This is a genomic window from Pluralibacter gergoviae ATCC 33028 = NBRC 105706, assembly GCF_001598855.1.
Taxonomy (GTDB): domain Bacteria; phylum Pseudomonadota; class Gammaproteobacteria; order Enterobacterales; family Enterobacteriaceae; genus Pluralibacter; species Pluralibacter gergoviae.
On sequence record NZ_BCZS01000033.1, the window covers coordinates 1 to 15155 of the forward strand.

13 protein-coding genes, 2 tRNA genes and 1 rRNA gene are annotated in these 15155 nt (G+C 60.0%); 12 read left to right on the plus strand and 4 right to left on the minus strand.

The window, feature by feature from the left end:
* Positions 1–60: 60 nt before the first annotated feature.
* The 3 genes from rrf to ENGE1_RS22015 all read left to right on the plus strand — a co-directional run bounded on the left by rrf (position 61) and on the right by ENGE1_RS22015 (position 434).
* A 5S ribosomal RNA gene (rrf, locus tag ENGE1_RS22005) occupies positions 61–176 on the plus strand.
* A gap of 97 nt (positions 177–273) precedes the next feature.
* Positions 274–350 (plus strand) — tRNA-Asp (locus ENGE1_RS22010).
* Between the two features lie 8 nt (positions 351–358).
* Positions 359–434 (plus strand) — tRNA-Trp (locus tag ENGE1_RS22015).
* A gap of 76 nt (positions 435–510) precedes the next feature.
* Here the strand turns inward: ENGE1_RS22015 and hdfR are convergent.
* Positions 511–1332, minus strand: coding sequence for an HTH-type transcriptional regulator HdfR (hdfR, locus tag ENGE1_RS22020; RefSeq protein WP_043081543.1), 822 nt, complete (start codon positions 1330–1332; stop codon positions 511–513).
* Positions 1333–1450: 118 nt separating this feature from the next.
* On the opposite strand from hdfR, the gene ENGE1_RS22025 reads away from it, so the two are divergent.
* Positions 1451–1789 (plus strand): MaoP family protein, encoded by a 339-nt coding sequence (locus ENGE1_RS22025; RefSeq protein ID WP_043081544.1) that lies wholly within the window; start codon positions 1451–1453, stop codon positions 1787–1789.
* Between the two features lie 24 nt (positions 1790–1813).
* Here the strand turns inward: ENGE1_RS22025 and ENGE1_RS22030 are convergent, their stop codons facing one another.
* The gene (locus ENGE1_RS22030) at positions 1814–3334 is read right to left on the minus strand and encodes a YifB family Mg chelatase-like AAA ATPase (protein WP_048254801.1); all 1521 of its coding nucleotides are present in this window, start codon (positions 3332–3334) and stop codon (positions 1814–1816) included.
* Positions 3335–3649: 315 nt separating this feature from the next.
* Between ENGE1_RS22030 and ilvL the strand changes: the two genes are divergently transcribed.
* From ilvL to ilvA, 6 genes are all read left to right on the plus strand, one after another.
* Positions 3650–3748, plus strand: a complete 99-nt coding sequence (ilvL, locus tag ENGE1_RS27285) for an ilv operon leader peptide (protein ID WP_001311244.1) — start codon at positions 3650–3652, stop codon at positions 3746–3748.
* Positions 3749–3887: 139 nt separating this feature from the next.
* Positions 3888–5534: an acetolactate synthase 2 catalytic subunit gene (gene ilvG / locus ENGE1_RS22035; RefSeq protein WP_048254802.1), complete on the plus strand. Its 1647-nt coding sequence runs from the start codon at positions 3888–3890 to the stop codon at positions 5532–5534.
* A complete protein-coding gene (gene ilvM, locus ENGE1_RS22040; protein ID WP_043081548.1) occupies positions 5531–5794 on the plus strand; it encodes an acetolactate synthase 2 small subunit in 264 nt (87 codons plus the stop codon). Before ilvG ends, ilvM begins: the two co-directional genes overlap by 4 nt.
* Positions 5795–5811: 17 nt before the next feature.
* Positions 5812–6741, plus strand: coding sequence for a branched-chain amino acid transaminase (locus tag ENGE1_RS22045; protein ID WP_043081549.1), 930 nt, complete (start codon positions 5812–5814; stop codon positions 6739–6741).
* A 60-nt stretch (positions 6742–6801) separates the two neighbouring features.
* Positions 6802–8652 (plus strand): dihydroxy-acid dehydratase, encoded by a 1851-nt coding sequence (gene ilvD, locus ENGE1_RS22050; RefSeq protein ID WP_048254804.1) that lies wholly within the window; start codon positions 6802–6804, stop codon positions 8650–8652.
* 2 nt (positions 8653–8654) lie between these two features.
* Positions 8655–10199: a threonine ammonia-lyase, biosynthetic gene (gene ilvA, locus ENGE1_RS22055; protein WP_086500628.1), complete on the plus strand. Its 1545-nt coding sequence runs from the start codon at positions 8655–8657 to the stop codon at positions 10197–10199.
* Here ilvA and ilvY read toward each other — a convergent pair.
* Complete coding sequence (gene ilvY, locus ENGE1_RS22060) at positions 10196–11086, minus strand: HTH-type transcriptional activator IlvY (RefSeq protein WP_048254806.1); 891 nt, start codon at positions 11084–11086, stop codon at positions 10196–10198. The two genes, ilvA and ilvY, sit on opposite strands and share 4 nt — an antisense overlap.
* A 151-nt stretch (positions 11087–11237) precedes the next feature.
* Here ilvY and ilvC point away from each other — a divergent pair, with 151 nt between their 5' ends.
* Positions 11238–12713 carry a ketol-acid reductoisomerase gene (gene ilvC / locus ENGE1_RS22065; RefSeq protein ID WP_043081553.1) on the plus strand — a complete coding sequence of 492 codons (1476 nt, stop codon included), beginning with the start codon at positions 11238–11240 and terminating at the stop codon, positions 12711–12713.
* A gap of 49 nt (positions 12714–12762) precedes the next feature.
* Here ilvC and ppiC read toward each other — a convergent pair whose 3' ends face one another.
* Positions 12763–13044, minus strand: coding sequence for a peptidylprolyl isomerase PpiC (ppiC, locus tag ENGE1_RS22070; protein WP_043081555.1), 282 nt, complete (start codon positions 13042–13044; stop codon positions 12763–12765).
* A gap of 83 nt (positions 13045–13127) precedes the next feature.
* Between ppiC and rep the strand changes: the two genes are divergently transcribed.
* On the plus strand, positions 13128–15152 hold the full coding sequence (gene rep / locus ENGE1_RS22075; RefSeq protein WP_048254808.1) for a DNA helicase Rep: 2025 nt from the start codon (positions 13128–13130) through the stop codon (positions 15150–15152).
* Positions 15153–15155: the final 3 nt, after the last annotated feature.

Below are 15155 nucleotides of genomic sequence, written 5' to 3' on the forward strand. Positions count from 1 at the left end.
TTTTCAGCTTTGATACAGATTAACTGACGTGGAAGATTTCGACGTTGGTAACAGAATTTGCCTGGCGGCAACAGCGCGGTGGTCCCACCTGACCCCATGCCGAACTCAGAAGTGAAACGCCGTAGCGCCGATGGTAGTGTGGGGTCTCCCCATGTGAGAGTAGGGAACTGCCAGGCATCAATTTAAGAACGCATTTGCGATATCGTCGTAAGTGGTTCGACAGTATAAGCAGTAAAGCCGGGGTGACAGCCGGTGGTTGTAGAAAAATTCGGTGGAGCGGTAGTTCAGTCGGTTAGAATACCTGCCTGTCACGCAGGGGGTCGCGGGTTCGAGTCCCGTCCGTTCCGCCACCCTATTTAGGGGCGTAGTTCAATTGGTAGAGCACCGGTCTCCAAAACCGGGTGTTGGGAGTTCGAGTCTCTCCGCCCCTGCCAGATATGAAAATCCTTAGCTAACGCTAAGGATTTTTTTTGCCTTTCATAAAGCGCCCGCCCACCGGGCTGGCTCACCTCATGTCAGAATGCTCGTCTTCAGGATCTCCTTGATTTGCGCCTGCTTGTCGCTATTTTGCAGCCATATGGCATACAGGGGACGGGAGAGCGTCGTGCTGTCAGCGACGGTATGCAGATTGCCCTGCGCCTTCGCCCACGCTGACGGCAGCCAGGCGTATCCATTCAGCGCACCCAGCTGCTGTCTGGCGAGCTGTGCGGAGCTTGTCGTCAGCAGCGGGATATCGTCCGGGGCGATAAGGCCGGCTTCGTGCTGATGAAAATCAGGGCCCCACTCAAGACGCAGATAGTTCATGTCGGACTTGAGCCTGGACGGCCCGTCGCAATACAGCCCCAGGGTAAAATTCCCCAGCAGCTGGCTGCTGAACTCGTCCATTTTAGGTGCTTCAGTGGTGATCAGCAGATCGAGCTGGCGCTCGTGCAGCTGTTTTACCAGCGACTGGCGCTGTGCAATTCGTGCCTCAAACTGCAGCGCAGGCTGCTGCCGATACAGGCGGCCCAGCCAGTCATTGAGCATACACTCCCAGAGCGAGGCGCTGGCGCCGATGGTGAATTCATTATGCCGGGAGGTATTCGCCACCTCTTTACGGGCCGCCTGCCAGGTGCTCATTAGCGTCTCGGCATAAGGCAGGAGCTTCTCTCCCGCCGGCGTCAGGCGAATATTATTGCGATGGCGGGTAAACAGATTCACGCCGAGCTGGTTTTCAAGCTGACGAATACGAAAGCTGACCGCCGACTGCGTCAGATAGAGCGCTTCTGCGGCACGTCCGAAGTGGCGCGTTTTACTCACTTCGAGGAAAGTTTTTAACAATTCCGTATCCACAGCTGTCTCCACAATTTTATTTGTCGTATTGATTTAAATCTTTTGTTTTACACTCTGTCAAGCGTAACTAATACTCCGCGCCATAAATAGCTCAGCCAAAGAATCAGGAGCGTGCAGGATGGCGGAAAGCTTTACGACAACTAATCGTTTTTTTGACAATAAACATTATCCACGCGGGTTCTCTCGCCATGGTGATTTCACCATCAAAGAGGCCCAATTGCTGGAGCGTCACGGTTACGCGTTTAATGAGCTGGATCTCGGCAAGCGTGAACCTGTGACCGACGATGAAAAACAGTTCGTGGCCGTGTGCCGCGGCGAACGCGAGCCGATCACTGAAATCGAACGCGTGTGGTCCAAATATATGTCGCGCATCAAGCGCCCGAAGCGTTTTCACACGCTGTCAGGCGGTAAGCCGCAGGCGGATGGTGCTGAAGACTACACCGAGAGCGATGATTGAAGAAAAGGGGCGAAAGCCCCTTTTTTATGCGATCATTTTCTGCAGATGGGCGAGAAGCCGTTCGACGGCGCGATAGCCCAGGGCCTCCTGAAGATGTGCCCGCGTAATCTGCTCCACTCCCGCCAGATCGGCAATGGTGCGCGATACCTTCAGCAGCCGCTGCCACGCCCTGATCGACAATCCCAGTCTGACCAGCGTCTCTTCAAGCCAGACGGCGTCTTCGTTACGCAGCGCGCAGTATTCGCTAATCTGGCTGCTGCCAAGCAGGGCATTGAGCCTGCCCTGGCGCGCCATCTGCCTGTCCCGGGCCGCGATGACCCGCTTTTTCACCTCGGCGCTGCGCTCGCCTTCCGTCCGCGGCTGGCTCAGTAGCCCTGCCGGGGGCAGCGGGATCTCCAGCGAGAGATCGAAACGGTCGAGAAAAGGGCCGGACAACCGTGCGAGGTAGCGCATTGTCTGTTCCGGCGAACAGCGATTGTGCTGTCCCTGATAGTGTCCCGTCGGGCTGGGGTTCATGGCCGCAATCAGCTGAAAGCGCGCCGGGTAAGTGATCTTTGCCCGGGTTCGTGAAATATGTACCTTGCCGGACTCAATCGGCTCCCGCAGCGCGTCAAGCACGCGGCGCTCGAATTCGGGTAGCTCATCGAGGAACAGAATACCGTTGTGGGCCAGTGAGATCTCGCCGGGCAAGGGAATTGAGCCGCCGCCGACCATCGCGGCCAGCGATGCGCTGTGGTGAGGAGAGCGGAACGGGCGCTTTCGCCACTGCTGCTGAACGCGGCTTGCGCTGAGCAGGCTCATGATGGCGGCGCTCTGCAGCGCTTCTTCGTTGCTGAGCGGCGGAAGTATCCCGGGCAGGCGGGCGGCAAGCATGGTCTTCCCGGTGCCCGGAGGGCCGATCAGCAGCACGTTATGTCCGCCCGCCGCGGTTATCTCCAGCGCGCGCTTCCCCTGCTGCTGCCCGATAACCTCACTGAGGCAGGCCTCGCCGTCGCGAACATCCGGCAGCAGCGCTACGGGGTTATCAAGCCCGGCCTTTCCCTCCAGAAAAGCGCACACCTCCTGCAGATGGGCGGCAACATAGCAGCGGGCATCGTCCAGCAGCCCGGCCTCCGGCCCGTTCTCCGCCGGCAGGATGATCCGCCGCCCGGCGGCAATGGCCTCTACGGCACCCGAAATCGCACCGCTGACGCCGCGTAGTGCGCCCGTAAGCGCCAGTTCGCCTATCAGCTCGTACTGGGACAGATTGCCGGTCTTAAGCTGCTCAGAAGCCGCCAGAAGCGCGATGGCGATGGGCAGATCGTATCGTCCTCCCTCTTTCGGCAGGTCGGCCGGGGCGAGATTGATAGTTATCTTTTTTGCCGGAAACTCGTACCCGCTGGTGATGATGGCGCTGCGCACCCGATCCCGGGACTCCTTCACCGCCGTTTCCGGCAGGCCGACCAGCGTCAGTCCGGGAAGACCGCTGCTGATATGAACCTCAACGGTTATCGGGGGCGCATTCACGCCGAGCGCGGCGCGCGTGTAAACTATTGCCAGTGACATACCGTCCTCCTGGGCGGCACTGTAAATTGCAGACGGCGAACATGCCAGAACGTAATCCCTGTTTTACGGCGAAGATCCCCGGTTTTTAGCTTATGTTCATGAAATTACGCTGCATTTGGATGCGCGTTCGCATAAGTTAATTTTCATAGGCGCTTCCTGAAAGAGACAAAAGACAATTTTGTTATGTTTAACAGGTGATTACATAAATATTGTTAATCGCTGGCGCGCTCGCGTTATAAAAAAATCTTGTATTGATTGTGATGTCTGTGGTACCTCTTTAGGTATTCCTTCGAACAAGATGCAAGAAAAGACAAAATGACAGCCCTTCTACGAGTGATTAGCCTAGTCGTGATTAGCGTGGTGGTGATTATTATCCCACCGTGCGGGGCTGCACTTGGACGAGGAAAGGCTTAAAAATCAAGCCTTAACGAACTAAGACCCCCGCACCGCAAGGTCCGGGGGTTTTTTTATGGCCTTAAAATATCAGTGAGCGGCAGAAGCTTAATATCAGCATAAAATTCTGTTTCTCCGGAAATGTGACGGGAAATTAACTATGAATGGGGCACAGTGGGTAGTACATGCGTTGCGGGCACAGGGAGTCGATACCGTATTCGGCTATCCGGGCGGCGCGATTATGCCGATTTACGATGCGCTGTACGACGGCGGCGTGGAGCATCTGCTTTGCCGCCACGAGCAGGGCGCGGCGATGGCGGCGATTGGCTATGCCCGCGCTACCGGCAAAACCGGCGTCTGCATGGCGACCTCCGGTCCGGGTGCCACCAATCTGATCACCGGTCTTGCGGACGCGCTGCTGGACTCGGTGCCGGTCGTCGCCATTACCGGGCAGGTCGCTTCACCGTTCATCGGCACCGATGCCTTCCAGGAAGTGGACGTTCTCGGTTTGTCACTGGCCTGCACCAAACACAGCTTTCTGGTGCAGTCTTCAGAGGCGCTGCCGCGCATCCTGGCGGAAGCTTTTGAGGTGGCAAACTCAGGCCGTCCCGGCCCCGTGCTGGTCGATATTCCCAAGGATATTCAGGTGGCCAGCGCCAGTTTCGAACCCTGGTTCTCCACGGTCAGCGCCGACGAGGCTCTCCCGCAGGCGGAGATCGCTCAGGCCCGGCAGATGATTGCCGGGGCGCAAAAGCCCGTACTGTACGTGGGCGGCGGCGTCGGCATGGCGCAGGCCGTCCCGGCGCTGCGCGAGTTTGTCAGCGTGACGCAAATGCCGGTGACCTGCACGCTGAAAGGGCTGGGTGCGGTGGCGGCCGAGTATCCGTACTATCTGGCGATGCTCGGTATGCACGGTACGAAGGCGGCCAATCTGGCGGTGCAGCAGTGCGATCTGCTGATCGCCGTCGGGGCCCGCTTTGATGACCGGGTGACCGGCAAGCTGAACACCTTTGCCCCGCATGCGAAGGTGATTCACCTGGATATCGATCCGGCAGAGCTGAACAAGCTGCGCCTGGCCCACGTTGGCCTGCAGGGCGACCTGAACGCATTATTACCTGCGCTGCAGCAGCCGCTGGAGATCGACCCCTGGCGGCAGTACGCAGCCGATCTGCGCCGGGAACACGCCTGGCGCTACGATCATCCCGGCGACGCCATCTACGCGCCGCTGCTGCTCCGCCAGCTGTCGGAGAGAAAACCTGCCGATGCCGTCGTGACTACCGATGTAGGGCAGCATCAGATGTGGTCTGCCCAGCATATGGACTATACGCGTCCGGAAAACTTCATTACCTCCAGCGGATTAGGCACGATGGGCTTTGGCTTACCGGCCGCCGTGGGTGCGCAGGTGGCTCGCCCGGACGACACGGTTATCTGTATCTCCGGTGACGGCTCTTTCATGATGAACGTGCAGGAGCTGGGCACCGTGAAGCGTAAACAGCTGCCGCTGAAGATTGTTCTGCTGGATAACCAGCGCCTGGGGATGGTTCGCCAGTGGCAGCAGCTCTTTTTCGAGGAGCGCTACAGCGAAACAACCCTTACCGATAATCCCGATTTCCTTACGCTGGCCAGCGCCTTCGGCATTCCTGGCCAGCACATCACCCGTAAAGACCAGGTTGAAGCGGCGCTTGACGCCATGTTGAACAGCAAGGGGCCGTACCTGCTTCATGTCTCAATTGATGAACTTGAGAACGTCTGGCCGCTGGTGCCGCCCGGTGCCAGTAATGCAGAAATGCTGGAGAAATTATCATGATGCAACATCAGGTCGCCGTGCAGGCCCGCTTTAATCCCGAAACGCTGGAGCGCGTGCTGCGAGTCGTACGCCACCGCGGTTTCCAAATCTGCGCCATGAACATGGAAGCCGCGGCAGATGCGCAAAACATAAATATTGAATTGACCGTTGCCAGTCCACGTCCCGTCGAATTACTGTTTAGCCAGCTGACTAAGCTGGTTGACGTCGCGCGCGTCGAGATCCAGCAGCGAACAACATCATCACAACAAATCCGCGCCTGAGCGCAAAAGGAAGAAAAATGACGACCAAAAAAGCTGATTACATCTGGTTCAACGGTGAGATGGTTCCATGGGGTGAAGCGAAAGTTCACGTCATGTCCCACGCCCTGCACTACGGAACTTCGGTTTTCGAAGGTATCCGCTGCTACGACTCTCACAAAGGCCCGGTGGTGTTCCGTCACCGCGAACATATGCAGCGTCTGCATGACTCAGCCAAAATCTACCGTTTTCCGGTCTCTCAGAGCGTCGATGAGCTGATGGAAGCCTGTCGGGAAGTGATCCGTAAAAATAGCCTGACCAGCGCCTATATCCGCCCGCTGGTCTTCGTCGGCGACGTCGGCATGGGCGTCAACCCGCCGGACGGTTACAGCACCGATGTCATTATCGCCGCCTTCCCGTGGGGCGCCTACCTGGGCGCTGAAGCGCTGGAGCAGGGCATCGATGCGATGGTCTCCTCCTGGAACCGCGCCGCGCCGAACACCATTCCGACCGCGGCCAAAGCGGGCGGTAACTACCTCTCCTCCCTGCTGGTCGGCAGCGAAGCGCGCCGCCACGGCTATCAGGAGGGTATCGCCCTTGACGTGAACGGCTATATCTCCGAAGGCGCCGGCGAAAACCTGTTTGAAGTGAAAGACGGCGTTATCTTCACGCCGCCGTTCACCTCTTCCGCGCTGCCGGGCATCACCCGTGATGCGATCATCAAGCTGGCGAAAGATCTCGGTATCGAGGTTCGCGAGCAGGTCCTGTCCCGCGAATCCCTCTACCTGGCCGATGAAGTGTTTATGTCCGGCACGGCGGCAGAAATTACGCCGGTACGCAGCGTAGACGGTATTCAGGTCGGCGAAGGCCGCTGCGGTCCGGTCACTAAGCGCATTCAGCAAGCATTCTTTGGCCTCTTCACCGGTGAAACCGAGGATAAATGGGGCTGGTTGGATCAGGTTAACGCATAAGCATAAATCAGGGGCGGCACGCACCGCCCCATTGATAAGTCAGACGGGAGTAAACAGAGCATGCCTAAGTATCGTTCCGCCACCACCACCCACGGGCGCAATATGGCGGGTGCCCGCGCGCTGTGGCGCGCAACGGGAATGACCGACGCGGATTTCGGAAAGCCGATTATCGCCGTGGTCAACTCCTTTACCCAGTTCGTGCCGGGCCACGTGCACCTGCGCGACCTCGGTAAACTGGTTGCCGAGCAAATTGAAGCCGCAGGCGGCGTGGCGAAAGAGTTTAATACCATTGCGGTGGATGACGGCATCGCGATGGGACACGGGGGTATGCTCTATTCACTGCCGTCGCGCGAGCTCATCGCCGACTCGGTAGAGTACATGGTCAACGCCCACTGTGCGGACGCGATGGTGTGTATCTCCAACTGCGACAAAATCACTCCCGGGATGTTGATGGCCTCCCTGCGCCTCAATATTCCGGTAATTTTCGTTTCCGGGGGCCCGATGGAGGCCGGTAAAACCAAGCTTTCCGACCAGATAATCAAGCTCGACCTGGTGGACGCGATGATCCAGGGCGCCGACCCTAAAGTGTCCGACGATCAGAGTAATCAGGTGGAGCGCTCCGCCTGTCCGACCTGCGGCTCCTGCTCCGGGATGTTCACCGCCAACTCGATGAACTGTTTGACCGAAGCGCTGGGCCTGTCGCAGCCGGGCAACGGCTCGCTGCTGGCGACCCACGCGGACCGTAAGGATCTGTTTATCAACGCCGGCAAGCGCATCGTGGCGCTGACTAAGCGCTACTATGAACAGGACGACGATTCGGCCCTGCCGCGTAATATCGCCAGCAAGGCCGCCTTCGAGAATGCGATGACGCTGGATATCGCCATGGGCGGTTCTACCAACACCGTTCTGCACCTGCTGGCCGCCGCGCAGGAAGCGGAAATCGACTTCACCATGAGCGATATCGACCGGCTTTCCCGCAAAGTGCCGCAGCTGTGCAAAGTGGCGCCGAGCACCCAGAAATACCATATGGAAGACGTCCACCGCGCGGGCGGCGTACTCGGGATCCTCGGCGAGCTGGATCGCGCCGGACTTATTAATCGCGAGGTGAAAAACGTCCTCGGCTTAACGCTGCCGGAAACGCTCAAGCGTTATGACGTGATGGTGACCGACGATCCGGCGGTGAAAAGCATGTTCCGCGCGGGCCCGGCGGGGATTCGCACGACGAAGGCCTTCTCGCAGAACTGCCGCTGGGACTCGCTGGACGACGACCGCGCCGAAGGCTGCATCCGCTCGCTGGAGCACGCCTACAGCAAGGACGGCGGGCTGGCGGTGCTGTACGGCAACTTCGCGGAGAACGGCTGTATCGTTAAAACGGCGGGAGTCGACGACAGCAACCTGACGTTTACCGGCTCCGCAAAGGTTTATGAGAGCCAGGATGATGCCGTTGAGGCGATTCTGGGCGGAAAAGTGGTGGCCGGTGACGTGGTGGTGATCCGCTACGAAGGGCCGAAAGGCGGACCGGGAATGCAGGAAATGCTCTATCCGACCAGCTTCCTGAAGTCGATGGGGCTGGGCAAAGCCTGCGCGCTGATCACTGATGGACGCTTCTCCGGCGGCACTTCCGGTCTCTCTATCGGCCACGTTTCGCCAGAGGCCGCAGCCGGCGGCAACATCGGGCTGATTGAAGACGGTGATACCATCGCCATCGACATTCCGCGTCGCAGCATCCAGCTGCAGATCGACGACCGGGAGCTGGCGGCACGTCGGGAAGCGCAGGAGGCCCGGGGCGATAAAGCCTGGACGCCGCGCGACCGCCAGCGTCAGGTCTCGTTCGCGCTTCGCGCCTACGCCAGTCTCGCCACCAGCGCCGATAAGGGCGCCGTGCGGGATAAATCAAAACTTGGGGGCTAATGATGTCCGAGCCCCAAACGCTGTCAGCCGCGCCGGAGGGCGCGGAATACCTTCGGGCGGTGCTGCGCGCGCCGGTGTACGAGGCCGTCCAGGTCACGCCGCTGCAGAAGATGGACAAACTCTCCTCGCGTCTTGATAACGTCATTCTGGTCAAGCGCGAAGACCGGCAGCCGGTGCACAGCTTCAAGCTGCGCGGCGCCTACGCGATGATGGCCGGCCTGACGGAGGAGCAGAAGGCCCACGGCGTAATCACTGCCTCGGCGGGTAACCACGCCCAGGGCGTGGCGTTCTCGTCCGCCCGGCTCGGCATCAAGGCACTGATCGTGATGCCGGTGGCTACCGCCGACATCAAGGTCGACGCGGTGCGCGGCTTCGGCGGCGAGGTGCTGCTGCACGGCGCCAATTTTGATGAGGCGAAGGCGAAGGCGATTGAACTGTCGCAGCAGCAGGGCTTCACCTGGGTGCCGCCGTTCGATCATCCGATGGTTATCGCCGGACAGGGCACGCTGGCCCTTGAGCTGCTGCGCCAGGATGCGCACATCGACCGGGTCTTCGTGCCGGTGGGCGGCGGCGGCCTGGCGGCCGGCGTGGCGGTACTTATCAAACAGCTGATGCCGCAGATTAAGGTCATCGGCGTGGAGAGCGAAGATTCCGCCTGCCTGAAGGCCGCGCTGGAGGCGGGGCATCCGGTGGATCTGCCGCGCGTCGGGCTGTTTGCCGAGGGTGTGGCGGTGAAGCGCATCGGCGATGAAACCTTCCGCCTGTGCCAGTCCTGCCTGGACGATGTGGTCACGGTGGACAGCGACGCCATCTGCGCGGCGATGAAGGATCTGTTTGAAGACGTCCGCGCCATCGCGGAGCCGTCTGGCGCGCTGGCGCTGGCCGGGATGAAGAAGTATATCGCCCAGCACAACATTCGCGGCGAGCGGCTGGCGCACGTACTGTCGGGGGCGAACGTCAACTTCCACGGCCTGCGCTACGTGTCCGAGCGCTGCGAGCTGGGCGAGCAGCGCGAGGCCCTGCTGGCGGTGACCATCCCGGAAGAGCAGGGCAGCTTCCTCAAGTTTTGCCAGCTGCTGGGCGGCCGGGCGGTGACGGAGTTTAACTATCGCTTTGCCGATGCGAAAAACGCCTGCATCTTCGTCGGCGTTCGCCTGAGCCGCGGCCTGGAGGAGCGCCAGGAGATCCTCAGCCAGCTGCGCGACGGCGGCTATGGCGTAGTGGATCTGTCGGATGACGAGATGGCTAAGCTGCACGTGCGCTACATGGTGGGCGGCCGCCCGTCGAAGCCGCTGCAGGAGCGTCTCTACAGCTTTGAGTTTCCCGAATCGCCGGGGGCGCTGCTCAAGTTCCTCTACACGCTGGGCACCCACTGGAACATCTCCCTGTTCCACTACCGCAGTCACGGTACCGACTACGGGCGAGTGCTGGCGGCCTTTGAGCTGGGCGATCACGAGCCGGATTTTGAAACCCGGCTCAACGAGCTGGGCTACGACTGCCACGACGAAACCGGCAATCCGGCCTTCCGCTTCTTTCTGGCGGGCTAGTTGCCCGGCAGAAGGTGCCAGAACGCATCAATCAGCGGCTCATGCAGCCGCTTTTTTTGTACGCAGACGCCGAGCTCAAACGGCGTTTTCTCATCGCTGCGCTCCAGGATCATCACCCTGTTGCGCACCGGCTCCGGGCTGTTCTCCAGTACGATTTCCGGGATCAGCGCCACGCCGCAGCCCAGCGCCACCATCGACACCATCGCCTCATGGCCGCCCACGGTCGCGTAAATTGACGGATTGCTTAACTTGTGGCGGCGAAACCACAGTTCGATGCGCCGCCGCACCGGCCCCTGATCCGGCAGAATAAACGGCACCGTGGCCCAGTCCGGCTTCTCCTGGCTCACCTGGCTGCGCACCGGACAGGGCAGGGCCGGCGCAATCAGCACCACCGCCAGATTCTCCAGCATGGAAAAAGCCACGGCGCCGGGCAGCGTCTCCGGCTTGCCGGCAATGGCCAGATCGGCTTCGCCGGTTACCACTTTCTCCATCGCGTCGGCGGCATCGCCGGTTGAGAGCTTGATCTCGACCGAGGGATGCGCGGCGCGGAAGCGGTCGAGGATCGGCGGCAGGTGGCTGTAGGCCGCCGTGACCGAACAGAACAGATGCAGTTCGCCGGAGAGCGAAGGCCCCTTCTGGTCAATGGCGTGGCGCAGCTGCTGATACTGCAGCAGCGTCTGCTGGGCGAAGGTGCGCAGCTCTTCGCCCGCTTCGGTCAGGGTCACCGTGCGGTTGTCGCGCACGAACAGCGGCTGGCCGAGGTCCTCCTCCAGGCGCTGGATCTGCCGGGAGAGCGTGGAGGGACTGACGTGCATGGCCCGCGCGCTGCGGCCAAAGTGGCGGCTTTCCGCCAGATGGAGGAACATCTTCAGGTCGCGTATATCCACCGCTTTTCTCCTGGCTGTTTATGTTGCATATGTTGCAACGTTATGTTGTGAATATATCAATTTCCGCAATGAATTTCCTGTTGTAATGTGGGTACATTGTCGTCAAACGGCGAAACAAATAATAAGCAACACAACATCACGAGGAATCACCATGGCTAACTACTTCAATACACTGAACCTGCGCCAGCAGCTGGCGCAGCTGGGCAAATGCCGCTTTATGGCGCGTGACGAATTCGCCGACGGCGCAAGCTTCCTGCAGGGTAAAAAAGTGGTCATCGTCGGCTGCGGCGCTCAGGGTCTCAACCAGGGCCTGAACATGCGTGATTCCGGGCTGGATATCGCCTACGCCCTGCGTAAAGAGGCGATTGCCGAGAAGCGCGCCTCCTGGCGTAAAGCGACCGACAACGGCTTTAAGGTCGGGACTTACGAAGAGCTGATCCCGCAGGCGGACCTGGTGGTCAACCTGACGCCGGACAAGCAGCACTCTGACGTGGTGCGCGCCGTACAGCCGCTGATGAAAGACGGCGCGGCGCTCGGCTACTCCCACGGCTTTAACATCGTTGAAGTGGGCGAGCAGATCCGTAAAGACATCACCGTAGTAATGGTGGCGCCGAAGTGTCCGGGCACCGAAGTGCGCGAAGAGTACAAGCGCGGTTTCGGCGTACCGACCCTGATCGCCGTTCATCCGGAAAACGATCCGAAAGGCGAAGGCATGGCCATCGCCAAAGCCTGGGCGGCGGCCACCGGCGGCCACCGCGCGGGCGTACTGGAGTCCTCTTTCGTTGCGGAAGTGAAGTCTGACCTGATGGGCGAGCAGACTATCCTCTGCGGTATGCTGCAGGCCGGTTCTCTGCTCTGCTTCGACAAGCTGGTGCAGGACGGCGCGGAGCCGGCTTATGCCGAAAAACTGATCCAGTACGGCTGGGAAACCATCACCGAAGCTCTGAAGCAGGGCGGCATCACTCTGATGATGGACCGCCTCTCCAACCCGGCGAAACTGCGCGCTTACGCGCTCTCTGAACAGCTGAAAGAGATTATGGCGCCGCTGTTCCAGAAGCACATGGATGACATCATCTCCGGCGCGTTCTCCTCCGGTATGATGGCCGACTGGGCCAATGACGATAAAAAGCTGCTGACCTGGCGCGAAGAGACCGGTAAAACCGCGTTTGAAACTGCGCCGCAGCAGGAAGGCAAGATTGGCGAGCAGGAGTACTTTGACAACGGCGTGCTGATGATCGCGATGGTGAAAGCGGGCGTTGAGCTGGCGTTCGAAACCATGGTGGACTCCGGCATCATCGAAGAGTCAGCTTACTACGAGTCGCTGCACGAGCTGCCGCTGATTGCGAACACCATTGCCCGTAAGCGCCTGTACGAGATGAACGTGGTTATCTCCGATACCGCCGAGTACGGAAACTACCTCTTCTCCTACGCCTGCGTACCGCTGCTGAAGGAGTTTATGACCACGCTGCAGCCGGGCGACCTGGGTAAAGCTATCGCCGAAGGCGCGGTGGATAACGCCCAACTGCGCGACGTCAACGAAGCGATCCGCGGCCATGCGATTGAGCAGGTAGGTAAGAAGCTGCGCGGCTACATGACCGATATGAAGCGTATTGCAGTTGCGGGTTAAGCCCTGATTGCTAAGGCCCGGCAGGCTGCAAACCTGCCGGGCTTTTTTATTATTTGCGGTACAGCACTTTGATGACGTGGTAGCCAAACTGGGTGTGCAGCGGGCCCACCGGCTCCAGCTCCGGGCAGGAGAAGACCACTTTATCGAATGCCGGAACCATCTGGCCCTGGCGGAACTCGCCCAGATCGCCGCCGCGCTTGCCCGACGGGCAGATGGAGTGCTTCTTCGCCAGCTTGCCAAAGTCGGCGCCGTTTTTGAGCTGCTCCAGAAGATCCAGAGCCAGTTTCTCTTCTTTAACAAGGATATGCAGTGCTGCTGCTGTTTTTGCCATGATCGTGCCTTGAGTGGTGTGGTTCAGGCTCGCTATACTACCACGCTCTGTTTCTTCCCTCCTTTCTTTCATTGAGTGACCCTATGCGTTTAAACCCCGGACAACAGCAAGCCGTCGAATTCGTCACCGGACCCTGCCTGGTGCTGGCGGGCGCGGGCTCCGGCAAAACGCGCGTGATCACCAACAAAATCGCCCACCTGATCCACCACTGCGGCTATCAGGCCCGCCATATTGCGGCGGTGACCTTTACCAATAAGGCGGCACGGGAAATGAAGGAGCGCGTGGCGCAGACGCTGGGGCGCAAAGAGGCGCGCGGGCTGATGATCTCTACTTTCCACACCCTGGGGCTGGAAATTATCAAGCGCGAGTTTGCCGCCCTGGGGATGAAGTCCAACTTCTCGCTGTTTGACGACACCGACCAGACTGCGCTGCTGAAAGAGCTGACGGAAGGGCTGATCGAAGACGACAAGGTGCTGTTCCAGCAGCTGATCTCGACGATCTCCAACTGGAAAAACGATCTGCTGACGCCGGCGCAGGCCGCTGTCCAGGCAAAAGGTGAGCGGGATCGGATCTTCGCCCACTGCTACGGCCTGTACGACGCGCACATGAAGGCGTGCAACGTCCTCGATTTCGACGATCTGATCCTGCTGCCGACGCTGCTGCTGCAGCGCAACGAAGAGGTGCGCGAGCGCTGGCAGAATAAAATTCGCTATCTGCTGGTGGATGAGTATCAGGATACCAACACCAGCCAGTACGAGCTGGTGAAGCTGCTGGTGGGCGCCAGGGCCCGCTTTACCGTGGTGGGTGACGACGATCAGTCGATCTACTCCTGGCGCGGCGCCCGTCCCCAGAATCTGGTGCTGCTGAGCCAGGACTTCCCGGCGCTGCAGGTGATTAAGCTGGAGCAGAATTACCGCTCCTCCGGGCGTATCCTGAAGGCGGCAAATATCCTGATTGCCAACAACCCGCACGTCTTCGAGAAGAAGCTGTTCTCCGAGCTGGGCTACGGCGCTGAGCTGAAGGTACTGAGCGCCAACCACGAAGAGCACGAGGCGGAGCGGGTGGCCGGCGAGCTGATCGCCCACCACTTCATTAACAAGACGCAGTACAAAGACTACGCCATTCTTTATCGCGGTAACCACCAGTCGCGGGTGTTTGAAAAGCTGCTGATGCAGAACCGCATTCCGTACCGCATCTCCGGCGGCACCTCGTTCTTTTCGCGCCCGGAGATCAAGGATCTGCTGGCCTACCTGCGGGTGCTGACCAATCCGGATGACGACAGCGCCTTCCTGCGCATCGTCAACACGCCGAAGCGCGAAATCGGCCCGGCGACGCTGCAGAAGCTGGGCGAGTGGGCCACGAGCCGGAGCAAAGGCATGTTTGCCGCCAGCTTTGATATGGGCCTGACCCAGACCCTGAGCGGGCGCGGCTATGAGGCGCTGACCCGCTTTACCCACTGGCTGGCGGAAGTGCAGCGCCTGGCCGAGCGCGAGCCGATTGCGGCGGTGCGCGATCTGATCCACGGCATCGACTATGAGTCCTGGCTGTTTGAAACCTCGCCGAGCCCGAAGGCCGCCGAGATGCGGATGAAGAACGTCAATACCCTCTTCGGCTGGATGACCGAGATGCTGGAGGGCTCCGATCTTGAGGAGCCGATGACCCTGACCCAGGTGGTGACCCGCTTTACCCTGCGCGACATGATGGAGCGCGGCGAAAGCGACGAAGAGCTGGATCAGGTGCAGCTGATGACCCTCCACGCCTCGAAAGGGCTGGAGTTCCCCTACGTTTACCTGGTGGGGATGGAAGAGGGGCTGCTGCCGCACCAGAGCAGCATCGACGAGGATAACGTTGATGAAGAGCGTCGGCTGGCCTACGTCGGTATCACCCGCGCGCAGAAAGAGCTGACCTTCACCCTGTGCAAAGAGCGCCGGCAGTACGGCGAGCTGGTGCGCCCGGAGCCGAGCCGCTTCCTGCTGGAGCTGCCGCAGGACGATCTGGTCTGGGAGCAGGCGCGCAAGGTTATTTCAGCAGAAGAGCGGATGCATAAAGGGCAGGCGAACGTGGCCAGCATCAAAGAGATGCTGGCGAAGGCAAAAGGTAAGGCGTAGGGA

Coding starts and splice junctions, on each gene's coding strand:
- ENGE1_RS22025 (WP_043081544.1), top strand. CDS start 1,451: ATGGCGGAAAGCTTTACGACAACTAATCGTTTTTTTGACAATAAACAT.
- ilvM (WP_043081548.1), top strand. CDS start 5,531: ATGATGCAACATCAGGTCGCCGTGCAGGCCCGCTTTAATCCCGAAACG.
- rep (WP_048254808.1), top strand. CDS start 13,128: ATGCGTTTAAACCCCGGACAACAGCAAGCCGTCGAATTCGTCACCGGA.
- ilvC (WP_043081553.1), top strand. CDS start 11,238: ATGGCTAACTACTTCAATACACTGAACCTGCGCCAGCAGCTGGCGCAG.
- ilvA (WP_086500628.1), top strand. CDS start 8,655: ATGTCCGAGCCCCAAACGCTGTCAGCCGCGCCGGAGGGCGCGGAATAC.
- ilvL (WP_001311244.1), top strand. CDS start 3,650: ATGACAGCCCTTCTACGAGTGATTAGCCTAGTCGTGATTAGCGTGGTG.
- ilvG (WP_048254802.1), top strand. CDS start 3,888: ATGAATGGGGCACAGTGGGTAGTACATGCGTTGCGGGCACAGGGAGTC.
- ilvD (WP_048254804.1), top strand. CDS start 6,802: ATGCCTAAGTATCGTTCCGCCACCACCACCCACGGGCGCAATATGGCG.
- ENGE1_RS22030 (WP_048254801.1), bottom strand. CDS start 3,334: ATGTCACTGGCAATAGTTTACACGCGCGCCGCGCTCGGCGTGAATGCG.
- ppiC (WP_043081555.1), bottom strand. CDS start 13,044: ATGGCAAAAACAGCAGCAGCACTGCATATCCTTGTTAAAGAAGAGAAA.
- ENGE1_RS22045 (WP_043081549.1), top strand. CDS start 5,812: ATGACGACCAAAAAAGCTGATTACATCTGGTTCAACGGTGAGATGGTT.